This is a genomic window from Geodermatophilus aquaeductus (assembly GCF_900182545.1).
Taxonomy (GTDB): domain Bacteria; phylum Actinomycetota; class Actinomycetes; order Mycobacteriales; family Geodermatophilaceae; genus Geodermatophilus; species Geodermatophilus aquaeductus.
The window spans coordinates 155,268-178,037 of sequence record NZ_FXTJ01000009.1; the positions used below are offsets into that span (position 1 = coordinate 155,268).

At 72.3% G+C, this 22,770-nt stretch carries 16 protein-coding genes and 1 riboswitch; of the genes, 5 read left to right on the top strand and 11 right to left on the bottom strand.

Annotated elements, in window-relative coordinates:
* Positions 1–276: 276 nt before the first annotated feature.
* Positions 277–1,074 (bottom strand): NERD domain-containing protein, encoded by a 798-nt coding sequence (locus tag FN207_RS20045; protein ID WP_185938445.1) that lies wholly within the window; start codon positions 1,072–1,074, stop codon positions 277–279.
* Positions 1,075–1,412: 338 nt separating this feature from the next.
* Positions 1,413–1,787 carry a hypothetical protein gene (locus FN207_RS20050; protein WP_142460214.1) on the bottom strand — a complete coding sequence of 125 codons (375 nt, stop codon included), beginning with the start codon at positions 1,785–1,787 and terminating at the stop codon, positions 1,413–1,415.
* Between the two features lie 1,306 nt (positions 1,788–3,093).
* Between FN207_RS20050 and FN207_RS20060 the strand changes: the two genes are divergently transcribed.
* The 3 genes from FN207_RS20060 to FN207_RS20070 all read left to right on the top strand — a co-directional run bounded on the left by FN207_RS20060 (position 3,094) and on the right by FN207_RS20070 (position 8,368).
* Positions 3,094–4,125 (top strand): endonuclease/exonuclease/phosphatase family protein, encoded by a 1,032-nt coding sequence (locus FN207_RS20060; protein WP_142460216.1) that lies wholly within the window; start codon positions 3,094–3,096, stop codon positions 4,123–4,125.
* Positions 4,126–4,219: 94 nt separating this feature from the next.
* Positions 4,220–6,967: an alpha-amylase family glycosyl hydrolase gene (locus FN207_RS27560; RefSeq protein ID WP_142460217.1), complete on the top strand. Its 2,748-nt coding sequence runs from the start codon at positions 4,220–4,222 to the stop codon at positions 6,965–6,967.
* 258 nt (positions 6,968–7,225) lie between these two features.
* Positions 7,226–8,368: a tyrosine-type recombinase/integrase gene (locus tag FN207_RS20070; RefSeq protein WP_142460218.1), complete on the top strand. Its 1,143-nt coding sequence runs from the start codon at positions 7,226–7,228 to the stop codon at positions 8,366–8,368.
* 285 nt (positions 8,369–8,653) lie between these two features.
* Here FN207_RS20070 and FN207_RS20080 read toward each other — a convergent pair whose 3' ends face one another.
* The 3 genes from FN207_RS20080 to FN207_RS20090 all read right to left on the bottom strand — a co-directional run bounded on the left by FN207_RS20080 (position 8,654) and on the right by FN207_RS20090 (position 11,392).
* On the bottom strand, positions 8,654–9,598 hold the full coding sequence (locus FN207_RS20080) for an endonuclease/exonuclease/phosphatase family protein (protein ID WP_142460220.1): 945 nt from the start codon (positions 9,596–9,598) through the stop codon (positions 8,654–8,656).
* Between the two features lie 272 nt (positions 9,599–9,870).
* Positions 9,871–10,209 carry a histone-like nucleoid-structuring protein Lsr2 gene (locus FN207_RS20085; RefSeq protein ID WP_142460221.1) on the bottom strand — a complete coding sequence of 113 codons (339 nt, stop codon included), beginning with the start codon at positions 10,207–10,209 and terminating at the stop codon, positions 9,871–9,873.
* Positions 10,210–10,630: 421 nt separating this feature from the next.
* The gene (locus FN207_RS20090) at positions 10,631–11,392 is read right to left on the bottom strand and encodes an SDR family NAD(P)-dependent oxidoreductase (RefSeq protein WP_142460222.1); all 762 of its coding nucleotides are present in this window, start codon (positions 11,390–11,392) and stop codon (positions 10,631–10,633) included.
* 778 nt (positions 11,393–12,170) lie between these two features.
* On the opposite strand from FN207_RS20090, the gene FN207_RS20095 reads away from it, so the two are divergent.
* Positions 12,171–13,427, top strand: coding sequence for an IS110 family RNA-guided transposase (locus FN207_RS20095; protein WP_142460223.1), 1,257 nt, complete (start codon positions 12,171–12,173; stop codon positions 13,425–13,427).
* A 71-nt stretch (positions 13,428–13,498) separates the two neighbouring features.
* Here the strand turns inward: FN207_RS20095 and FN207_RS20100 are convergent, their stop codons facing one another.
* On the bottom strand, positions 13,499–13,951 hold the full coding sequence (locus FN207_RS20100; RefSeq protein ID WP_142460224.1) for a hypothetical protein: 453 nt from the start codon (positions 13,949–13,951) through the stop codon (positions 13,499–13,501).
* 446 nt (positions 13,952–14,397) lie between these two features.
* Between FN207_RS20100 and FN207_RS20105 the strand changes: the two genes are divergently transcribed.
* Positions 14,398–15,024: a C40 family peptidase gene (locus tag FN207_RS20105; protein ID WP_142460225.1), complete on the top strand. Its 627-nt coding sequence runs from the start codon at positions 14,398–14,400 to the stop codon at positions 15,022–15,024.
* Positions 15,025–15,288: 264 nt separating this feature from the next.
* On the opposite strand, the gene efeB is transcribed toward FN207_RS20105, so the two are convergent.
* From efeB to FN207_RS20130, 5 genes are all read right to left on the bottom strand, one after another.
* On the bottom strand, positions 15,289–16,587 hold the full coding sequence (gene efeB, locus FN207_RS20110; protein WP_246066199.1) for an iron uptake transporter deferrochelatase/peroxidase subunit: 1,299 nt from the start codon (positions 16,585–16,587) through the stop codon (positions 15,289–15,291).
* A gap of 110 nt (positions 16,588–16,697) precedes the next feature.
* Positions 16,698–18,353 (bottom strand): FAD-dependent oxidoreductase, encoded by a 1,656-nt coding sequence (locus FN207_RS20115; RefSeq protein ID WP_142460226.1) that lies wholly within the window; start codon positions 18,351–18,353, stop codon positions 16,698–16,700.
* 67 nt (positions 18,354–18,420) lie between these two features.
* Positions 18,421–19,347: an AurF N-oxygenase family protein gene (locus tag FN207_RS20120; protein ID WP_142460227.1), complete on the bottom strand. Its 927-nt coding sequence runs from the start codon at positions 19,345–19,347 to the stop codon at positions 18,421–18,423.
* Between the two features lie 475 nt (positions 19,348–19,822).
* Entirely contained in the window at positions 19,823–20,500 is a 678-nt protein-coding gene (locus FN207_RS20125) for a DUF1775 domain-containing protein (protein ID WP_142460228.1), read from the bottom strand.
* 113 nt (positions 20,501–20,613) lie between these two features.
* On the bottom strand, positions 20,614–21,885 hold the full coding sequence (locus FN207_RS20130; RefSeq protein ID WP_246066200.1) for a peptidoglycan DD-metalloendopeptidase family protein: 1,272 nt from the start codon (positions 21,883–21,885) through the stop codon (positions 20,614–20,616).
* An 11-nt stretch (positions 21,886–21,896) separates the two neighbouring features.
* Positions 21,897–22,040: riboswitch (cyclic di-AMP (ydaO/yuaA leader) on the bottom strand.
* Positions 22,041–22,770: the final 730 nt, after the last annotated feature.

A 22,770-nucleotide genomic window follows, 5' to 3' on the forward strand; every position in this document is an offset into this window, starting at 1 on the left:
TCCTGGACCACCGCGTGCGTGCTCTCGTCCACCGCGGGCAGGTCCTCGTCCGGGATGTGGCCCATCGGGCCGTCGTCGAACGAGACGAGGTACCGCGGCATCGGGGAATCCTCCGTCCAGGGCGCCTGCACTGCCCGGCAGGCCGCGGCCAGGCCAGGTCCTGCACCCTCGCCACCGGACCGGGTCCCCGCAGTGGGTCATGGTCGTTGCAGGCGAGCCCGGTTCCGCATGGAGCGCCTCCGGGGATGGGCACCGGATCGTTGGACGGGTTCGGACTCAGTTGCTCACGGCTGGTGGAAAGGCCCAGGCGAGCAGGTCGGCGATCCGGTCCCGATCACCAGCGGCGAGCATGCCGGGGAGCGTGCTGAGCTGGCCCACGGTGTCCGGAGTGGTGAGCAGGACGCCCCCGGCGAACCCCAGGCCAGGCGGGCGCGCGGTGCCCACGAGGCAGAGCACTGCCCGTACAGGTGCGGTGATGCCGAACCGGCTCAGGGCCGCCCCGACCTCATCGGCCTGACGGCGCACCCCCTCGAGTAGCGCGGTGCGGTCGCGCCCGCCGATGCGCAGCTGATCACCGACGGTCGTCAGGGACCCTGCGAGGTTCTTGGCGTCGACGACGTAGACGGCGTCAGCAGCGACGACCAGGTGGTCGATGTTGGCGCGGGAGCCCTTCCGCAGGCGCCTGTCGTGCAGCACCGGCAGTCCGGTGCCGTCCAGCACGGCACCGACGACATGCTCGCCGCGCACGCCCTTGATCCAGCTGTCCTCGGCTCCGGCAACGCGGGTACGCCGACCTGCCATGGTCGGACGTCGCGGAGCTGGATCACTGCTGACGATGTCTCGCAGGTCTGCCTGCGACGGGGTCCGTGACGAGCTCCGTCGGAACACCCAACTGCGTGCCGCGGTGACCAGCAGGCCGATCACCGAGACCCAGAACAGCACGGCCGCGGGACCCCCGATCAGTACCGCCAGCATCTGCCCGGTGGGGCCGGCCGCCGACAGCGGGGAGGAGACGAGGACCACGACCAGACTCAGGACCAGCCGCCGGCCCCAACGCTGGGAGTCGGTGCCCACCGACACCGGTGGGCGAGGGCCAGCCGGGGGTGGGTGTCGCGGCCTCGTCAGGCGGGGCTCACCGGTCGGGTGGTCCGACAGCCGGCCTCCGTCGAGGACGGGCTCCTGGCGCATGCGGCGCATCGCCTCGAGTTCCGCCGACCGTCCGGGCCGACCGGTGACGAGCCGGCGCCCGCATGGCAGGCACGACCAGCGTTGGCCGTCCTCTGCGGCGGCGCCTTCCCACACGGGGTCGCCGGCGGCGAGCGGTGTCCGGCAGCGCTGACAAACGGAGGCGGCAGTCAGAGCCGTCGGCGTCAATGCGTCGTTCACGGTGACGTGCCGATACGACTGGGGTGTCAAGAACCCTGGAGCACCGGGACACTCTCCGACTCGGCAGCCCCGAGGGATGCGGCGGTCTGCTCGTCACCGCGACGCGGGGACGTGAAGGCGTGGAGCGCCACTCCCAGGACCAGCAAGCCGGCCAGAGCGGGAAGTCGCTCGTCGCCGGCCACGTCGTTCTGCTGCTCAGCGATGATGGTGAGGAGGTCCTTGGCGACCCATCCGTTGACGACCTGCTGCTGCGGAGCGCCCTGCGTGCGGGCCTCGTTGAGTGAGTACTCGGCCAACGCCTGGCTGATGTCACCGCTCCGGTCCTCGGGAGCCATGACGAACCACACGACGATCGTGGCGAGGGCGAGGACGACGGCTCCGACTCGGCGAGCGAGGATCACGCGGGCTCCTGGATGAGGGGGGCGCATCCCAGCGATACGCGACCGTTTGGGTCATCGGCAGAGCCGTAGCAGCCTCGCGTCGAGCCGCACCCCGTCCGGAGCGCCGGCGCGGTCGCCAGCCCGCGACTCGGCCCGACTCGCCAGGCTCCAGGCGCGCCCACTTCGGGACACCTTCGCTGTCAGCGAGACGATGTCCCGCGGGTCAGTCGACTCGACCTCGACCAGCCGGCCCGCCTCGAGCGGGTGGACCAACTGCTCCGCCGCTGGGCCGCGGGCAGCCGAGGGGACGCAAGCCCTCGACCGTGGCCTCAACCGCCCGAGCCCCACCCAGGACGTCTACCTGGGCCGCGGGGTGGCCAGCCCCGAGGCGGCCGCGGCGCTGCAGCGCCTGCGCTGGGCACCGGAACACACGCCTTTCGACCGCGGCTCGACACGGCCCTCGACGGGATCCGGAACTCCTGAGTTGTGCGTCGTATCTGCGTTGCAGCGACGCCCGCGGCGGACCTCAACGGCGCCTGACCTGCGGTTGTGCTCCCCCGCTTGGACTCGAACCCATGACCCTGCGAGTTGATCCTGTGCGGGTCGGCAGCTGATGGTCGGCGACGAACAAGCAGGTCAGCGACGGTTCACGTCATCGGCTCACATCGGTCATCATCGGGCGTCGAGGGTGGTCTATAGGTCGTGAGTTGGTCGCATCGCGCCGCAGCGGAGGCCGGCGTACACCGCCCACTGGCCTGGTGCCGGCCCGGCGCCGGGCGTACATGCGGGCCGCCCATCCCCGGACACCGTGCTTGCTCTGGAGAGGCCAGGTCGCATCCCCGCCCGGCGGGACGACCGAGTACGACCTGGGACTCACCCGCCGGATCGACGCGCTGCTCCTCGAGCGGCTCCGTGCCGGGTCGTTCGCCCCTGTCTGCGGCCGGTCGCACTTCGGCCGTGAACGGCCGGGCGGCGGGGGGGATCAGCGGCTCGACCAGCGCCCACAGCTCGTCACAGATCAGCCGCTGCGGGCGGGGATGGCGTCGGCGACGACATGAGCCGCAGCCTGGGCTGATCTCTCCATAGCCGGAAGGGGCCCGACGACCCACTTCCGCAACGTCTTCGACGGGGCAGAACGCACCTCGCCTTCGCTTCTGAGTGGCCGCCACAGCCGGAACGGCAGGGACGGTGCCCAGAGGCGATGGCGGCGGCGTCAACAGCCCGAAGCTCGGCACCCAGAGAAGTGGTCAGCAACGGTGGCGCAGCGGCGGAAGCCCTTATCGGCGGGCCTCACCCGGTGACGTTCCGGTGATGCCGTCGGCCGACGATGCTGATGCACCTCAGTCAAAGGGATGGCCTGCACATGGTGGTCAAGGTGGGCACGTTCAACGTCCTCAACCTCGCCCGGCCCGGCGAGCCCTACTACCCCGACGAGAAGCCCTACAGCGCCGCCGAGTACGAGAAGAAGGCGGCATGGATCGCCGGCCAGCTGGGCCGCATGAACGCCGACCTCGTCGGCTTCCAGGAGGTCTTCCACGAGGACGCGCTGCGCGACGTCTGCGCCCGATCGGAGGAGTTCGGCGACGGCACCGTCGTGGCGCCGGGCGCGGACGGGGACAGTGGTCCGCGGCTCGGGCTGGCCAGCCGGTTGCCCGTCGACGGACAGGTCACGACCGTCACCGACTTCCCGGCCGGACTGGACGTCGCCGTCGACGGGATCGCCCTGCCGGTCGGCACGTTCAGCCGCCCGGTCCTGCGTGCGCGCGTGGTCCTCGACCCGGAGTCCGGAACGACCGCGACGGTTTTCGTCGCCCACCTGAAGTCCAAGCGCCTCATCCGCGCTCCGCAGGCTCCCGAGCACGACCCGCGCGAGGAGGCTCTCGGCAAGGCCCGGGCGCTCATCCGCCGCGCCGCCGAGGCAGCCGCCCTGCGCTTCCTGGTGCTCGAGGAGGTCGTCGGCACCGCGCAGCCGACCATGGTCCTCGGAGATCTCAACGACGCCGCCCGCGCCGTCACCACCGACATCATCACGGGCGACTCCCCCTCGCGGTTCTGGCCGGGAGAGCCCGACGTCCGCAGGGCCTACTGGGATCGGCTGCTCTACTCGGCACACGAGCTCACCGCCCGCCGCACCGGGCGGGACGTCAGCTACACGCACATCTTCAACGGGCACTACGAGAACCTCGACCACGTCCTCGTGAGCCAGGAGTTCTACGAGCGCAACCCGCAACGCATCGGGGAGGTGCAGATCCTGCGGTACTTCAACGACCACCTCGTCGACAGCCAGCTCAGCGACGACCGTCGCGACCGGATCGTCTCCGACCACGCGCAACTGGTCGCCGAGATCCGCCTCCGGTGACCAGCGGCAGCGGGTCGTACCGGCGTTCCACGAGGGCGGCACGCGGCAGCGCGACCCGGCGGTTTTGATCTCACCTGACACCCGAGGGCCGCAGATGCCGACGAACGTCACCATCCACTACGACAACTCCCAGGCCTTCGCCGATCCGCACCTCTGGGTCTGGTACGACGGCTCCGACGTGTCCGACGACTTCGCGAAGACCGGCCAGGACGCGTCCGGCCCGGTGTTCACCGTCCAGGTCCGGCGACCGGAGTTCCGCTTCATGTTCAAGGACGGCCCCGGCGGCTTCCCGGCCGTCTGGGAGGACGAGGCCCTCCGTCGGCGCCACCGGACCACACCGGGGCGCGAGATCTGGTGTCGGGCGGACAAGGCGTTCGTCTACGACGTGCCGCCGCGCCGGCCCGAGCCCCGTTCCGCGGCCGAACGACTCGCGACGATCACTCCCGCCAAGGGCTGCCATCATCTACCCGACACCGACGGTCCGTCCGGGCTCGGCGCAACCGTGCTCGCCAACGGCGGCACACTCTTCGGCCTCTACCAGCCGAACGCCGCGCGGGTGTACGTCGTCGGCACCTTCAACGACTGGCAGCAGCCGGGTCACCCGGCTCCGGACCCGGACCGGTTCCACGAACTCGCGCTCCACCGCGGCTACTCCGGCATCCCCAACCTCTGGCTCGGCGAGGTCCTGGACGCGGCTCCCGGCCACGAGTACAAGTACTTCGTCCAGGGCGGGGTGCCGAGGGACGGCTCGGGCCGCTCCGCCCGGTGGTGCACCGACCCCTTCGCCCGCCAGCTCGGTCCCGACGTCGGCCGTGCCAACGCGGTGATCGTCGATCCGACCGCCTACGGGTGGAGAGACCGGGCCTTCCGGACGCCCGACAGAGCCGGACTGGTCCTCTACGAGCTCAGCGTCTACGGCTTCACCGAGGACGACGGCGACATCGTGCGACCAGGGACGTTCGCCGGCGTCACGCAGCGAATCCGAGAGGGCTACTTCGACGACCTCGGGGTCACCGCGCTCTCCCTGATGCCGCTCGCCGAGTTCTCCGGGGTGCAGGGGCCGACAGCGCTGGGCTACAGCACGTCCGTCTTCCCGGCGGTCGAGCGGGACTTCGGCGCCCCCGACGACCTGCGCGCGCTGGTGGACGCGGCACACCAGCGGGACCTGACCGTCCTGCTGGACCAGGTCTTCAACCACACCAGCAACAGCGAGAACCCGCTCTGGCAGGCGATCCTGGAGAGCCCCCCGGAGGAGGGCTCGAGCGGCGGGGGGCTCTACTTCAGCGGCAGCACCCCGTGGGGCAACCGCGTCGCGACCGAGAAGCGCGACGTGCAGAACCTCCTGATCGACACGTGCAAGATGTTCCTCACCGAGTACCACGTGGACGGTTTCCGCTTCGACGCCACGCACACCTCGTACATGGACCACGGCTTCCTGCTCCGGCTGGCCGACGAGCTCACCCGGTTCAGACCCGACGTGATCCTGGTGGCCGAGAACCTCCCCAACCAGGCCGACCTCAACCGCTCCGGCTACGACGGCTTCTCCCAGTGGGCGGACCCGTTCCACGACAAGATGAAGGCCATGCTGCGCGAGGGCGTCTTCGCGGACAGCCACTCCTTCAGCACGGACCGGCTAGGCGACGTCTGCTACTTCTCGCGCTCGGCCTACGCAGCGCACACCAACAACGCGGTCAACTACGTCGAGAGCCACGACGAGACCAGCGTGGCCTTCGAGGTCGGTACGAACCCGACGACGGACCACCCCGCCACCAAGGACCGCAAGGGGCGTCTGGGCCTGTTCGCCAGCATCGTCGCGCTCGGCCTCCCCATGATCTACATGGGCCAGGAGTTCAACGTCGAGCGGGATCGCAACATCGTCAGCTTCACCTGGCCACCGGACGGCCCGGACAGCAACGGCTTCTACCGCTGGGCCAGCCGACTCATCCGCCTGCGCCGGCGCTATCCCGCGCTGCGCATCGCCGGGAACGACCCGGCTCAGGACGGCCGCTTCACCTGGATCCTCGGACCCTGGCTCGACCCGGCGCACGGCGCGGAGCGCAAGGTCCTCGGCTGGCGGCTGCGCCCCGACGAGCTCGCCCACGAGGCGATGGTCGTACTGCTCAACTTCGAGCCCTTCCCGGTCGGCGTCGACCTCGAGCTCGGCCTCGCCGGCAGCTGGGTGAAGCTCGCCGATCTCGACGCCGTCGATGACATCCCGCCCCACGGCACCAACACGGCGACCGCTCCGACCGCCCTGCGCAGTGACGACGGCCGCTACAGCGGTTTCGAGCTGCCGAGTTCCAGCGGCTTCCTCTACAAGTGGGAGCTGATCCCAAGAAGCGCTTCACCACCGCTGAACCGACGCCTTGCCGTCCTGCACCGAGACCCAGCGCGCATTGATCGACGGGAACCCGACGTCGAAGCTCACAGCCGGCGAGCTGACCCGATGGATCCTCAACGGCGACAGCAGGTGGGACAGTTGCTGACCAGTGAAGGCAGTCGCACCCGCCGCCAGCACGTCGGTACGGGCAACGGCTGCGGGATACGCACAACACCAGCACCGACCTGCGCCGGGCCCTCGACCGCGCCGGCTTCGCCTGGGTCACCTCACACGTCTTCCGCACGACAGTGGCCACCCGGCTCGACGAGGCCGGGCTGTCTGCCCGGCAGATCGCCGACCACCTCGGCCACACCCGCCCGAGCCTCACCCAGGACGTCTACCTGGGGCACGGAGTGGCCAGCCCCGAGGCGGCCGCGGCGCTGCAGCGCCTGCGCTGACCACCGCGCCACGCGTCGTCCGATGACGGCTCGACACGGCCCTCGACGGGCCTGGTGCTGCTGAGTTTGTGCGTCGTATCTGCGTCGCAGCGACGCCCGCGGCGGACCTTACAGGCGCCTGACCTGCGGTTTTGCTCCCCCGATTGGACTCGAACCAATAACCCTGCGATTGGCCGGTCGCACCTCACCGCTACTGCCTCCCTTGGGCCGATACAACCCCTTGAGCAGGCACTTTGCTGGGTTGATCACGCCGTTGCAGACCCGTCCACACCCCTGTTCGCTCTTGATTGATGGGGGAAAAATGGGGCTAAGGTGGGGCGCCATGGGACGTCCGCCGCTGGGCCTGGGCACCGCCGGCGCCATCCGTTACTACAAGACTGCCACCGGCTACCGCGCCCGCGTGCTCGTCCGGGACTACGACGGCCACGTCCGGGCGCTGGAGCGGCGCGCGTTGAGCAAGACCGCCGCCGAGCGGGCACTCAAGCTGGCCCTGCGCGACCGCACCCCCGCCCAGGCCCGCGGCGAGCTCACCGCCGACAGCCGGGTAACGGTGCTGGCTGAGACCTGGTACGCCGGGCTCGACGGCCTGTCCCCCATCACGATGCAGGCCTACCGCGACCGCCTCGACCGCCAGCTCCTCCCCCGCCTCGGCCAGGTCCGGATCCGGGAGCTGAGCGTGGGCACCCTGGACCGGCACCTGCGCGCCATCACCGACACCCACGGCGTCGCCACCGCCCGGATGTGCCGCTCGGTGCTCTCGGGCATGTGCACGCTGGCCGCCCGCCACGACGTTCTGGCCCAGAACCCGGTCCGCGCTCTGGGCCCGGTCACCGGGCGAGCCAAGAAGGCGCCGCGCGCACTCACCGTGCCCCAGCTGCGCCAACTGCGCGCCGCCCTGTCCTACGACGAGCAGGCCATCGCCCGGGATGTGCCCGACCTGGTCGCCTTCCTGATGGCCACCGGGATGCGCATCGGCGAGGCCTGCGGCCTGACGTGGGACGCCGTGAATCTCGAGGCGGGCACGATCGAGGTGCGGGCCGCCGCGGTGCGGGTCCGCGGGCGGGGCCTGGTCGTCAAGGCCACCAAGACCGATACCGGCGCTCGCACCCTGATGCTCCCACGCTGGTGCGTGGCGATGCTGCGCGACCGAGCCGAACGCCTCGACCTGCCGGCGGCCAGCTGCAGTAGCCGGCCGGTGTTCCCCGCTCCCCTGGGCGGCTGGCGCGATCCCTCCAACACCCAGGCCGACCTGCGGGAGGCCTTCGTCGCCGCCGGCTTCGACTGGGTCACCTCCCACGTCTTCCGCAAGACCGTGGCAACCCTCATGGACCACGCCGGCCTGTCCTCGCGGGCCGCGGCCGACCAACTCGGCCATGCCAACACGTCCATGACCACCGATGTGTACTTCGGCCGCAAGGTCGCCGCCACCGGCGCCGCCGCCGTCCTGGAGACCCTCGCAACTTGAGACCTCGGCGTCCGCCTCATCCGGGGCGACCCGCCCACCACACCATGACCGCCGGCATTGCGCTTCTCGCCGCCGGCGTCCTGATCATCGGGTTGGGCGCGTACTGACGGGTGCCGCGTCCCAGGCCGGCCGCCCCGGCTGTGGCCTGCTGGAGTGCCGAACGGTGGGGCGCCCTACGCCCGGCACCCGGCACCCGGCACCCGGCACCCGGCACCCGGCACCCGGCACCCGGCACCCGGCACCCGGCACCCGGCATGGCGGATTGGAGCCCGCCGGCTGGTCGGACTACAGGTCGAAGCGGGCGAGAACGGGGCGGTGGTCCGACGGCGGCTCACCGGCCGCCCGCGGTGCCAGCTGGGGAGCCACGCCGACGCTGGGCACGTCGAGAGGTATCGCGGCGGCCTCGAGCACCCGCGGGGTCATCGTGTGGGAGATGAGGATGTGGTCGATCAGCTCCGGTCGGCCCTGGTTGATGCGCGACCAGTTGTCCGGCGGGGACATCCAGTAGCCGGTGGCCCACAGCCGCTGGCCGTCACCGCGGTCGGGGCGGTCGAATCCGCCGGTGCCGAACTGCGACCCGGGCGGGCCGAGGAGCAGCTGAGTGGTGGCGGCGTCCAGGGTGTCGTTCAGATCGCCGCAGATCAGCACCGGGCGGTCGGCCTCCTCACCGGCCAGCGTGCCGGTCGCCCACTCCCGCAGGGCGGCGGCCTCGGCCGCGCGCCGGTTGAGGGCGTAGACGCCGTAGCGGGCCCGCTCCCCCTCGTCGGTGGTGTCGAACCGGCCGCCGGGGAAACTGAGCAGCTTGGACTTCAGGTGCGCGGTCACCGCGCGGACCTCGGCGCCGGTCTCGGTGCTGCAGGTGACGGCCAGCCCGCCCCGGCCCAGCTGGGTGATCGCGGTGCCGTCGTCATCGACGGTTACCGGTGACAGCCGCACCGGCAGGTCGACCACCTCAGCCACATCGGTCAGCGGCCGCGGGGACAGCCAGGCCACGCGGATCGGGTGCCGGGCCTCGAAGTGGTTCGACACGACGCTGCTCCAGTCCGCGCCGAGACGGGTCCGCAGCGCCTCCAGAGCGGCGTCGTCGCCGACCTCCTGCAGGGCGACCGCATCCGGGTGCGCGGCGGCGATGACCGCGGCCAGCGCGTCGAGCTTGGCGCTGAAATCCGCCTGTCCGGCCGGGCCGGGCGTGAACAGGTTCTCCACATTCCAACTCAGCACGGTGAACATGGCGGCCCCTCCCGCGGTCAGGCCAACAACCGGGCCCACCGCCGTGCCCCGAGAGTAGGTGAGGCGGGGCGGCACTCGGCTCGGCCGACCGGCCGCAGTTCGCCGCCGGTCGGCCGCCGGTGTCATCTCGGTGAGCCCTGCGCCACTGCTTCCGTCGTGTGCTCGCAGCTCCAGGCGCGCGGGGGCGCTCCATGGCGTCGCGGACCTGCGGTGTCCGCGCGACCGCCGGTCCCGCGCGGGAGGTCCTGACCAGCGGTCAGGCGGTGACGGTGTCAGTTGCCGGCGGCTCGGTACTGCTCGACGACGCCGGCCTTGATCCGGCCGTGCGGGGAAACCTCGATGCCCCGCCCGGCAGCCCACGCGCGGACAGCGGCCGGGTCATAACCCGAATAGGCGGGCTTCGCCGGCTGAACGGAGCGACGACCTCGGCTCGGCGGAACCTTCCGGGCGGCCTTGACGTAGCGGGACAGCTCCTCGCGCATCGCCGCGGCGTTCTCGTCAGTCAGGTCGATCTCGTACTCTGCGTCTTCGAGAGCAAACTTCACGGTCGCGCTGGCTGGCGTCTCGCCATCCAGGTCATCAACCAGTAGGACCTCGGTTCTAGTAGCCACGAACCCCGAGGATTCAGAGCTGTTATTAAGAAGTCAAGACGAGCGGCCACATTCAGTGAGCCGTCGGCTCGAATACGGAAACGATGAATGACCGCACGCGGTGAGTATGAAGCGGAGCATAGGACGCCTGTGGCGCCGCGCTCCCCAGTCATAAGCTGCAGGTCTGTCGCCGGACGCTGATTTGCCGTTTGCGCACGTGAATGACCCGCGTTGTCCGCCGCCGTCCGCCTCGGTGCGCCGCAAACCGGAGCGCGTCGCTGTACCGGTTGCTGTAGTCCTCCCCTGCGCGTGGGCGTGTCATCAAGCACCTCGCGTGTCCGGGTCTGGCTCTCACATGCCGGCGGATGCTCACGCGCGTTCGCTTCGAGGCACCATGGTCCGTCGCACGGGTCGTGCACATAGACCTGACGTCGCGGCCGGGTCACGGGCGGAAGACTCCTGCGACGATCCGCCGGGTGACTGACCGGGGAAGCCGCGACATCGTCGCGGTCATCACCCGGTTCAGACCGCCGGGCAGGTGCACCACCCGACCCTTGCGCCAAGCCCGCAGTCCGGCCGCCGCGACCTGATCGGGAGTCATGAGGCCCGGAGCGCCGTCGAGCAGGCCCTCCATGCCCGCGACCTGACCGAACTCCGACGACGTCGGCCCAGGACACAGAGCCAACGCCCGCACACCGGTACCCCGCAGCTCAGTTGCCAGCGCCTCGGTGAACGACAGCAGGAACGCCTTCGTGCCGCCGTAGACCGCGAGGTTGGGGGTCGAGTAGTGCGCTCCGGCGGAGGTGACGACGATCAGGCCGCCTCGCCGCCTGGCGAGCATGGTGGGGAGCAGACGGTGGATCAGGTCCACCGGGAACGTGACGTTGAGTTGGATGACGTCTCGCGCATCCTGGCCGTCCAGTTCTCCGAACGGGCCGAAGACCCCTCGACCTGCGTTGCTGATGAGCAGATCCGCTCCGCCGAGGTCGTCGGCACGCTGCGCCACGACCCGGGCCGCATCCGGCTGTCGAAGGTCTTGCTGCAGCCCGATGACGCGACCCTGGGTTCTGACTTCGAGGGCCGTCAGCCGGTCGATGCGCCGTGCGACGGCGAGCACGCGGAATCCCTGGTGGCTCAACTGGTGGCTGAAGGCCTCACCGATCCCCGATGAAGCCCCCGTCACCACAGCCAGCGGAGCGGCCATACACCGCCTCCTTCGGGGGAACAAGCCGACCGCCCTGCTCGGGGACCGGCGCCGGTCAGGCTTACCGACCGAAGGTGCGCTCGTCGAGCGCGCCGCTCACGAGGCATGCGTTGCACGGAGACGAGTCACCCCGCGGCATTCCGACACTGCGGACCGTGAGATCGGCTCGTCGTCCGGCCTGGAGCTCGGTGCAAGGAGGGTGAACCCCAACCGCCGCCGCACGCGCACGGCCAGCCTGGCAGGCGCCAGCCTGCTCGTCTCGCCGTCGACGACTCGCGGGGCCGGCCGCGGACACCGACCGACCGCCAGTCGCGACGCCGCCGAAAACCCCCCGTCACATTCGGGACGTTCGCCCCAGTTCGCCGCCGCCCTGTTTCCGCAGGTCCGCGGCTTGCGACGTCCGCGGGCGGCCGCCCAGCTTCGCCTTCGTTCCAGGCGCGTTGCTGTACCGGTTGCTGTAGGACGGCCCCGCGGTCGGGCGTGTCGTCGGTATGGACGCTGAAGAGGCTTAGAAGCAGAGTTACCACCCGGAGTCGCCGCCGTCCCTGAAGTCCCGTTGGCCCCTGCCGGGGAGCGCCGTTCCGGGCCGAAAATGGTGTGCGGTCACCCGTTGACGTCGTAGTCGCCTGGTCGTCGAGGCCGTTCTGAAGTCGGGCGCCGGGAGCTGTGCTGTGAGCCGTTTCGTGTGCTTCGAGCACGAGGATCAGATTTGCCGTTCCCTGCAGCTCCTACGGGTGGCCGCCCCAGGTTCCGTCTGACGTGTGCGGAGGCGAGGGCGATGCAGGTCGACAAGGACGAGCCCGAGGTCATCGAGCGAGTCGCTGCATTGGATATCGGCAAGGCCGAGGTGGTGTGCTGCGCGCGGGTGCCCGGCCCGGGTGCGCAGCGGATGCAGGAGGTCCGCACCACTTCCACGATGACGTCCGCGCTGCTGGCGCTGGGCGACTGGCTGGCCGAGCTCGGGGTGACCCGGGTGGTGATGGAGGCGACCAGCGACTACTGGCGGGCGCCGTTCTATCTGCTGGAGGACCGCTTCGAGACGTGGCTGGTCAACGCCCACGACGTCAAGCACCTGCCCGGCCGGCCCAAGACCGACCGGCTGGATGCGGTATGGCTGTGCAAGGTCGCCGAACGACAGATGCTGCGCCCGTCCTTCGTGCCGCCGCCGGCGATTCGGGAGCTGCGAGATCTGACCCGCTACCGAGTGGATCTGCTCGCGGTGCGCACCGCTCAAAAGCAGCGGGTGGAGAAGCTGCTCGAGGACGCGCTGATCAAGCTCACGGCCGTGGTCAGCGACCCGTTCGGCGTCTCCGGTCGGGCGATGATGGCCGCGTTGATCGCCGGCGAACGCGATCCGGTGGTGCTTGCTGAGCTGGCCCGCGGCAGCCTGCGCTCGAAGACCGCCCGGCTCACCGAGGCCTTGACCGGCCGGTTCAGCGAGCACCACGCCTTCCTGCTCATGCAGATGCTGCAGCGAGTCGATGCGGCCACCGCCGACATCGCCGCCGTGCAGGCGCGAATCGACGCCCGGATCGGTGAGCTGGCGCCGGCGGTCGCTCGCCTGGATGCCATTCCTGGGATCGGTCCGGTGGCCGCGCAGATGATCCTCGCCGAGATCGGCACCGACATGAGCCGGTTCCCCACACCGGCGCACCTGACCTCCTGGGCGCGCTTCGCGCCCGGGGTGAGCGAGTCCGCCGGCCGCCCGAAGGGCAACGCCCGCACCGGCAAGGGCAATCGCTACCTCGCACGAGTGGTCGGCGAGGCCGCCGTCAGCGCCGCCCGCACCGACACCTTCCTCGGCGAGCGCTACCGACGCATCGCCCGCCGCCGCGGCAAGAAGCGCGCGATCGTCGCGGTCGGCCGCTCCATCCTCGTCATCATCTGGGCGCTGCTCTCCGATGACGAGGCGCTTTTCGTTGATCTTGGTCCCGACTACTACGCCTCCCGCAGCAACCCCGAACGCAAAGTGCGCCAGCACCTCCGCGAACTACAGGCCCTCGGCTACACCGTCACCCTCAACCCCGCGGCCTGACCGAGGGGCACGGGATTTTCGGATCAGGCGGCTTCAGGGACAGGCCCCAGGAGCGTCGAGCGCCTCACCCGTCATGACCACGGTGCCGGCGACGACCACGTGATCCGCAACTTCCGCGGGTAGCCGTGGTTGCCGTCGCGGCGCCCATCACCCCATCGGCCGAGTAGCGGGTAGTCCGAACCCGGGAACGTGCCGAGGTCCAACCTCCCAGCGATCACGTCGTCGACAACCTCCCGGACCACGTCGAGAAATGGCCGCGGAGGACCAGTGTTCACATCGATCGGCGTTGTCAGCTCGATCGGTGGGCTACCGCCGACGAAGATGTCGACCCGGCCGGACAGCTCGTAGACGTGGAACACAAGATCGGCTGCCCCTGCGACGCGGGGAACGATTCGCACCTCGCGGTGCTCGGGCAGTCTCGGGTGCGGCTGCCCCTGCACGAGTGCCTCAGTGATCTCCGCTGCGCCGGCGGGCATCGCCGCCAGCGCCTCCCTGATCAAGGTCCTGATGCCCTCCACGTCCACGGGTCCGTCCGTCGAAGGTGCCGCTCGCCAGCCTTCCCCGCGTCGCCACCGACGGCGGAACATCCACCCCTCGCTATCAGCAGGCAACGGCCACTGAGCGCGCTGCGTCTGCGAAGTGTCCCTGAGTGGGCCGCTCAGGGCGAGTGTCAGCGCCCGTCCCGGCTGGCCGGCACGACAGGAGCATCGCTGTTCAGCAGCTAGTGAGCAGGCTGCCCAGCGCGCCCTCTGCTCACGACGGCTTCCGGAGGGGACGCGGGCAGACGCAGGCTCATCCGGAGCGAACGAGCGGAGTGCGCCACCCTGCGCGCGTCCTCCCGCCGCGCGGGGAGCGCAGTACTAGCTTGCCTAGTCGAGAGGCGGCTCGGGTCGAGTCGGCACGGGACGCGTGGGAGCCACATGAGGGTCATAGAGCGCAACACCTGGCCGCGGACGGGCAGGCGTCGTTGATGGACGGGCTCACCGGCGTCCGCTCACGCATCGCCGAGATCGAGACACGGCTTCTCGCGTTCCAGCGCCCGGCGACCACCACCACCACCACGACGGCGACGACCACCACGACGGCGTGGGCCACCGCCGCGGCGGCCGCCGGACTGGCGTCGGCGGGCACCCCGGCCCCGGCGGCACCGTCGGGCGCACCCAGCGTGGCCGCACCGCTCGGCACGACGGCCGTCCAGGCCACCTCGCGGACCGCCTCCGCATCCGCGAGCGCGGTCGTCGCACAGGCACGCGAGTACCTCGGCGTGCCCTACCTGTGGGGCGGGACCGACCCGAGCCGCGGCCTGGACTGCTCCGGCTTCACCCAGCGCGTCTTCGCCGGCCAGGGCATCGACCTGCCGCGCGTCTCCTCGCAGCAGGCGACCGCCGGGAGGCCAGTCGCGTCACTGTCCGAGGCACAGCCGGGTGACCTGCTGTTCTTCGACTACTCCCCGTCCCGGCCGGGCATCGACCACGTCGGCATCTACATCGGCGACGGGCAGATGATCGCCGCCCCGCAGCCCGGAGACGTCGTGAAGGTCCAGTCGGCCGGTCAGCCGACGGTCATCCGCCGCGTGCTGCCCCAGGACGCCACCTGACCCGACCCGGTCGCCCGTCGCCGCCGGACCGCGCCCCGCCGCCGGACGCAGCCGCCCGGGTGGGCCTCAGCTCGCCAGCGCGGCGGCCAGCCACCCCTCGGCCGCCACGTCCAGCCCGGGCCCGGGGCCGGGGCGGGCGCCAGGGCCACGGCCGCAGGGACGTGCAGCACCGCGAGGGACGCGCGGCTCCACGGCCCGGCGACGTGGCCGCCACCGCTCCTCCGGCCACCGCTCCCGGACCGGCTCCTGCCCGGACGGCGGAGCTCAGGGCGCCGGCTCGAAGAGCGCGCGTCCCCACCAGTCGTCGTCGTCCGCGACCCCGGGCGGACATGCGAAGACCGCTGAGGAGGTGTGCTCGGTGAACCGGTTGAGTGCGTCGCCCGCCAGGTTGCGCTGCACCTGGGTGAACCCGGACTCCGGACTCCGCTGGTAGGCGATGAAGAACAGCCCGGCGGCCAGGCGACCGTCGCGGTCGGTCCCGTCCACGAAGCTGTAGCCGCGCCGGAGCATGGCCGTGCCGGCGTTGCTGGGGTGGGACAGGAAGACGTGCGAGTTCCGCGGGATGGCCGGCCGGCCGTCCCGGGCCGCGGTGAAGTCGGTGGGGTCGAACTCCGCGCGCTGGCCGAGCGGAGCTCCCGTGTCCTTGGCCCGTCCGATGACGGCTTCCTGCTCCCCCCTCGGGACGCCGTCCCACTCCTCGAGCAGCATCCGGATCCGGCGGGTGACGAGATAGGAGCCACCCACCAGCCAGTCGGCGTCGTCCTGGCCGACCCAGACGAAACGGTCTAGGGCTCGCCCGTTCTCCGCCTTCAGGTTCGCGGTGCCGTCCTTGAAGCCGAGGAGGTTGCGCGGCGTCGCCTGCGCCGAGCTCGTCGACGACGTCCGGCCGAAGCCCTGCTGCGTCCACCGCACCCGCACGACGCCGGAGCCGAGGCGGACGAGGTTGCGGACGGCGTGCACCAGGACCTGCGGGTCGTTGGCGCACGCCTGGATGCACAGGTCTCCGCCGCTGAGGGCGGGGTCGAGCCGGTCGCCGGGAAACGCGGGCAGCTCGGCCAGCGGGCCCGGTCGGCGCGCGGCCAGCCCGAAGCGGTCCCGGCCGTCGGCTGCGGTGAACAGCGTCGGGCCGAAGCCGACCGTGAGGGTCAGCCCGGACGCGGGCAGGCCGGCGGCCTCGCCGGTGTCATCCGGCCCCGTCGCCTCTCCGGCGGTCAGCCGCCGCGCGGCCGCCGTCCAGGCATGGAGCAGACCGACGAGCTCGTCCCGGCTGTCGGTGACCACGTCGAAGGCGACGAAGTGCAGCCGGTCCTGGGCCGGTGTGACGATGCCCGCCTGATGGGCGCCGGTGAACCCGACGGCCGCGGTGGGGTCCGGCGCCGGGGTCGGCGGAACCGCCGGCGCCGAAGCGTCGGCCGTCGCCCGGCCGACCGCTCCCCCGACGGCTCCGGACGCGAGGACGCCGGCCACGCCGAGCCCCGACCACCTCAGCAACCGCCGCCGCGACAGGCCCGGCTCGGCGCCCTCGCGGGACGGACGCTCGGCCTGCCGGTCGTCAGCCACCACGGCTCTCGTCCTGGGATGTCCGCTGCCGTTCCTGCCGCACCGAGACCAGACTACTAGCCGCCATAGGACGGTGACGCGCGGTCAGTACTCGACCGCGCCTGCGCGCGCCGTCAGCGCCGACGGCTGGCCCGGACGAGGTCGTGGAGGGTGGCGTACTTCACCGACGGCCGGCCGGAGGCCCGGCCGCGGGCCCGTTCGGCGCGCAGGATGCGGTCCAGGCCGGCGGCGTCGACCACGTCCGGATGGGACCGGCGGACGGCGCGCCGGAAGGTGCGCGCGGTGCCGGCCGGGCTCGGCAGCCGGCCGGCAACCGCGTCGTCGAACAGCGTGCGGACGGTCTCGGCGGCGTCGACACGGTTGTGGCCGATCCCCCCGGTGGAGCCCCGCTTGCACCAGCCGACGGCGTACGCCCCGGGGACGCCGTCGATGCGACCCGCCTCGTTGGGCACCGTGCCGGTCACGGGGTCGGAGGGCAGGCCGGGGATCGCCGTCCCGACATAGCCGATGGCACTGATGAGGGGCGCGGCGAGCACGTCGGTCCCGTCGAGGAGTCGGACGCCGCGGACCGCGTCCTCCCCGAGGACCCGGTCCACCGTGCTGTGGAACCGCAGGACGATGCGCCGGCCAGGCCCCGGCGCGGCGGTGTAGTCCAGGACGGCCCGGCGGACGCCGCGCAGCAGGGCGGCGTGCTCGCCTGCCGGCGCGTCGTCGATGGCCGCTCCCGCCCGGCCGTCGGGGTCGTCGACCACCAACTCGACGCCGTCGAGGGCGCGCAGGCCGAGCAGCTCCGGGGCGGAGTAGGCGGCCTGCGCCGGGCCGCGGCGGCCGAGCAGGACGACCTCGCGCAGCGGCGAGCGCTGCAGGGTGGCGAGCGCGTGGTCGGCGATGTCGGTGCCGGCCAGCTGGGCGGGGTCCCCGGCGAGGATCCGGGCGATGTCCAGGGCGACGTTGCCGGTGCCGACGACGACCGCCCGCTCGGAGGGCAGCCGGACCGCCCCGACCGGCTGGTCGGGATGCGCGTTGTACCAGCCCACGAACTCGGGCGCGGTGTGGTTGCCGGGCAGCGCGTCGCCGGGCACGCCCAGCGTCCTCCCGGACGAGGCGCCCACGGCGTAGACGATGGCGTCGAAGGATCGGGTCAGCTCCTCCACCGCCACGTCGGTACCGACGTCGACACCGAGCAGCAGGCGCACGCGCGGATGCGAGTACAGCCGGCCGAAGGCGTGCCCGATGCGCTTGGTGCCGGGATGGTCGGGCGCGACGCCGTGCCGGATGAGTCCCCCGGCCACGGGCAGCCGGTCGATCAGGGTCACCGTCGACCGGCTGTGCAGCAGGAGCAGCTCGGCCGCGTAGAGGCCGGCCGGGCCGGTGCCCACGACGGCCACGTCGAGCCCGGCGAAGTGGCTGGGCAGCGACCAGTCGAAGACGGGCGGTTCACAGCTGCGGAACAGTGGACCCGCAGTCCCGGTCTGACCCGACGTCGTCTCCGGCTGCGCGGGGGCGTGGTGCTGCGTCGGGGTGTAGTGCTGGGCGTTCACGTCGACGTAGACGCGCTCGACGCCGCTGAGCGTGTCGGCGGGAACGGCGGCGCCGACCGGGCAGGCGTCGGCGCAGGCGCCGCAGCTGATGCAGACGCCCGGATCGATGTAGAGCATCGGCGCGGCGGCGAAGCCTGCCTCCGTCGGCGCGGGGTGGATGCAGTTGACCGGGCACACCGACACGCACGACGCGTCCTTGCAGCAGTTCTGCGTGATGACGTAGGTCATGCGGTGGCCCGCCGTCCTCGCCCCGACCGCGACCTGCGGTCGTCCCCCGGCCCGCGACCGTGGCCGGTCACAGCAGGTTGGCGCGCGTGTAGATGGCCACGGCCGGCGGGGTCAGTAACCCCGCGTGGTGCAGGAAGTCCATGAGCCCCCGGCAGCTGGACCGCAGCAACGCCTTGTAGTGCTCGTTGCCGGCCGCTTCCCGCTTGGCCCGGGCGACGTCCAGACCCGCCTCGGCGTAGACCCGCCCGCTGACCATGCTGGTGACGATCATGTGGGCGGCGGATGCCACCAGCACGGCGCTGGCGTGCCGGCGCACCGGCCCGACCACCGCCATGCGCTGCAGGACCTCGTCGCGCGCGAACTTCATGTGCCGCGACTCCTCCACGACGTGGATGTTGTTGATCGTGCGGACGAAGGGTGCGACCCGGTCGTCGCGCATCCAGTCGCGCTGCATGACGTCGAGGACCTCCTCGGCCACGAGGATCGCGGCGTAGGCCGCCTCGCCCCACGCCACCGTCTTGAACAGCCGCCCGAGTTCCAGCACGTGCCGGGCGGGCAGGTACGCCGGCGCGTTGAGCTTCGCCGCGCCCCGGGCGAACATGATCGAGTGCCGGCACTCGTCGGCGATCTCGGTGAGCGCCCACTGGAACTCCGCCGACGTCCGGTCCCGGGCGTAGATGTCGCGCAGCACCATCTGCTGCAGGATCAGCTCGAACCAGATGCCGGTGCACGCCACCGACGCCGACTCCTGTCGTGTCAGCTCCGCCCGCTGGCGCTCGTCGAGCTCGTTCCAGTAGGGCGTTCCGTACAGCGTCGACCACTCGGGACTGGCCCCGTGGTGACCGGGGTCGAGGGGCGCATCCCAGTCGACCTCCGTGCGGGGGTCGTAGGAGAGCTGCTCACTCGACGCCAGCAGGCGCCGGGCCACCGAGTCGTGGTCTTCGGCCGGAGCGGTGCGGGGATCAGACGTCGCGCTACCGACGACAGCGGTCATCAGGGACGTCCCTCCTTGCCTGGGTGTCGGATGGGTCCGAAGGCCTGGCCTGGGCAGACAGGCCAGCCATGACCATGACATCAGACAACGAGACATCAGGCAATGTCACGTCGGAGGGGATCGGGGGCGCGACTGGCCGGGGGCGGCCGGGGCCCCCGCGCCGGCCACGCGCACGCGCCCGCCTGACGGACGCCGTCCGCGCAGCGTCCGCGGTGGTGGAGCAGGCCCTCCGCTCCCCCACTCACCCAGCTCACCCGGCCCGCTCACCCGGCCCGGCTCACCCAGCCCCGCTCATCTCGTGCCGCTCGCCCGGCGCTCGAGCATCCGCGCAGCGCCGCGCGCACGCGGCCCTGACACACGCGGCCCTGACAGAGGGCGGCCCACTCCCCGCGGTCGGCGGTGCCCCTGACAGCGGGGGCACCGCCTACCGGCGGAGGGGCCCACGGGTGCGGCCCACCCGAGGACCGCCCACGGATCACCGACCGGTGTGCGAACTCCTCCGCCGGAGGAACCACAGGCCTCCGGCGAGCGCCGCCGCGGCCACGGCCGCCAGCGCGACGACGGCGCCGGTCGAGAGCCCGCCGTCGTCCGCGGCAGCCGCCTCCGGCGCCGCGGACCGGCTCGGGGAGGACTCGGTGGCCGCGGTCGACGGGGCGGCGGACTCCGTCGCGGGAGCCGGGGTCGTCACCGGGGCGGCCGCGGGAGCGACCGCGATGCTCGGTGCGGGGTTCTCCGGCTCGGGATTGCCCTCGAACGGAACCTCGATCCAGGCGTCCTCCACGCCGTCGGAGTAGCGCAGCAGCGTCTTGAACGGGAGCTCGGCGGGCGCCTCCTGCGGCAGCCGGTCGATGACCACGCTGTACTCGAGGTCGACGCCTGCACCGATGTCGGGTCCGGCCACCTCGTAGCCGTCGGCGGTGGGCGTCATGGCCCAGCCGGCCGGCGCGCTCGCCAGCGTCGCCGACGCGGGGGGCAGCCCCTCCGGCAGCTGCACCTGGGCGCCCACGATGCCCGCGGTCGACGACTCCGCCTCGGCGAGGAAGGACACTGTCAGCGGCCCGGCACCGGCCTGGGCACCCTCGGCACTGGCCTCGACGTGCGCGCCGGCCGGCCCGGCACCGACCACCACCACCCCGAGGGAGAGGACGAGCACGGAGGCGGAACGGCGGACACGGCGGCAGAGGGAACTCATCACGCCGTCTTGGTCGTCCGGATCCCGCGGATGGTTCCCGTGTGCATCGATCTGCGCCCGGGTCGGGGCGGACGTCACCCGCAGGCCCCGCCCAGGGTGATGCCCCGGGCGGCCAGCCAGGGAGCGGGGTCGACACGGTTGGCGTAGAGACCGCCGGTGTGCGTCTCGATGTGCAGGTGCGGTCCGGTGGACTGCCCGCGGTTGCCGACCTCGGCGATCCGCTGCCCGGCGCTGACCCGCTGCCCCGCGGTGACGAAGAACTGGTTGATGTGGCCGTAGACGGTGATCGTGCCGTCGGCGTGCTGGATGTAGACGGCGAGCCCGAAACCGCTGGCGGGGCCGGCCTGCAGGACGACGCCGTCGGCCGGGACGTAGATCGGTGTCCGCATCGTGGCCGCGATGTCGATGCCGTTGTGCTGGGTGCCGCCTCTGCTGCCGTAGCAGGACGTCACCCTCCCGGCCACGAGTGCGGCCGTCTCCGCGCGCTCCTGCGCGACCTCTGACCGCATTTGTGCGTCGTAGGCGTCGGCGGCCTCCTGCACCCCCCGGGCCGCGAGCAGCGCGATCTCCGCGTCGCGCAGCTGCCCCTGCAGAACCGCCTGCTGCTCGGCCACGGTGTCGTAGGACTGCTGCGCGGCGGCCAGCTGCGCCTGGGCGGCGGCGTCGGCCTGCGCCGCGGCGGCCGCCGCCTGCTCCTGCGCGGCCACCGCGGCGCGGGCGTCGCGGTCGGCGGCCTCCTGCCGGTCCCGCAGCTCCGCGAAGGCGGCGAGGCGGGCGGCCCGGTCGTCGCCCAGCAGGTCCATGGTGGCCGCGCGCTGCAGGAACTGGTCGGGCCCCGCGGCGTCGAGCAGGGCCGCGGCCTCCCCGATGGGGGCCGAGCCCATGAACGCCTCCCGGGCCAGGGCGGTCACGTTGCCCTGCGCCTGGGCCACCGCGGACCGGGCCGCCTCCAGCTCGGCGGCGGCGGCCGCTGCCGCCGACTGCGCGGCGGTGAGCCCGTCCTGGGCGGCGCGGGCCGCGTCGGCGGCGGCCTCGGCCTCCACGGTGAGCCGCTGCAGTTCCTGCTCGGCCGCCTCGACGAGGCCCGTGATGCGTTCCACCTCGGCGGTCAGTGCGTCGAAGGTGGACTGCGCGGTCGTTCCGGCGCCGTCGTCGCCGGGCGCGGCCGTGGCCGGGGGAAGGCCCGCGCCCAGGACGGCGGCCACCGCCGCGAGCACGAGAACGGCGCGGCGCGGCCGCGTGTGGGCGCCGTGGCGGGACGGGTGGGCCTCGCCGGTGGTCTCGACGGTGCGGACGCGGTTACTGCCTCGGCGCAGGACACCGAGCCGGTGGTGCAGGGTCGCCACGACGGCGGCTCTCCGTTCCTCCTGAGCGCCTACCGGGTTAGCTGACGGGTTCGGGCGGGGAGGCGCCCTACCTGGCGCGCGCAGCAGCGCGCGCAGGATTCACCCCGGTGTTGGTGGGTCCCCGGTCCATCCGCGCCGGAGGGCGCGGGTCGGTTCGGCGGGTCGGCGCGAGGCCCTCGGATCGAGGAACACGGCTCGGCCGGGCCGGGTCCAGAGAGTAGTACGAACCTCCTTAGTTTGTCACGGTCCGATCACGGAAGCTGACACTGGGTGCGCATCCCGTCGACGGGCCGCCGCTGCGCGGATCCGTCGCGAGGAGCGCCTGCCGGCCGCGACGGTGGCCGATCCTCGCGCTGCTCACGCGGTCGTCGGGGCTCCGCTCCTCCGCCATGACGCGCACCGGCCCCTCCTCGGACCTGCCGGGTCGCGCGGGCCGACCCTGCACGCTCCGTCCGGATCAGGTCGTGGACGCACCGGCCGACACCGCAGCAGAGACTCGGTCCCCATCGCCACGGAGGCCACGGCGCGGCGGAAGGCCCGACCGCCGAGGCGGCCGCCGATAACGATCCGTCGCCGGTCCGGACGTCATCGCCGGCCCGGACGCCCCGTCCGGACCGGTCCGGCACCTCGACGCCGGCGCTGCCGCGGGCCGGCGTCGTCGGTCACCGCGGCACAGGCCGATGTCCCCGGCCGCGCGCAGCCGGCGGCGACACCCGGTCGGGCGGCCCTGTCCCGGCCCCGGAGGAGTGCCGGGCACTCTCCGGACGACGGGGTGATCGTCACACCGGCGGCGGCTGAATCGGCTGTGGCGAATCGGCTGCGGCCGATGGACCGCGGAGCAGGCCGCTGCTCCAAGGCGGCTCTACGAATGTCAATAGTTGTGGC

Excerpts from the sequence above, each read along its gene's own strand:
- FN207_RS20060 (WP_142460216.1), top strand. The coding sequence starts at position 3,094 with ATGCTGATGCACCTCAGTCAAAGGGATGGCCTGCACATGGTGGTCAAG.
- FN207_RS27560 (WP_142460217.1), top strand. The coding sequence starts at position 4,220 with ATGCCGACGAACGTCACCATCCACTACGACAACTCCCAGGCCTTCGCC.
- FN207_RS20070 (WP_142460218.1), top strand. The coding sequence starts at position 7,226 with ATGGGACGTCCGCCGCTGGGCCTGGGCACCGCCGGCGCCATCCGTTAC.
- FN207_RS20080 (WP_142460220.1), bottom strand. The coding sequence starts at position 9,598 with ATGTTCACCGTGCTGAGTTGGAATGTGGAGAACCTGTTCACGCCCGGC.
- FN207_RS20090 (WP_142460222.1), bottom strand. The coding sequence starts at position 11,392 with ATGGCCGCTCCGCTGGCTGTGGTGACGGGGGCTTCATCGGGGATCGGT.
- FN207_RS20095 (WP_142460223.1), top strand. The coding sequence starts at position 12,171 with ATGCAGGTCGACAAGGACGAGCCCGAGGTCATCGAGCGAGTCGCTGCA.
- FN207_RS20105 (WP_142460225.1), top strand. The coding sequence starts at position 14,398 with ATGGACGGGCTCACCGGCGTCCGCTCACGCATCGCCGAGATCGAGACA.
- FN207_RS20115 (WP_142460226.1), bottom strand. The coding sequence starts at position 18,353 with ATGACCTACGTCATCACGCAGAACTGCTGCAAGGACGCGTCGTGCGTG.
- FN207_RS20120 (WP_142460227.1), bottom strand. The coding sequence starts at position 19,347 with ATGACCGCTGTCGTCGGTAGCGCGACGTCTGATCCCCGCACCGCTCCG.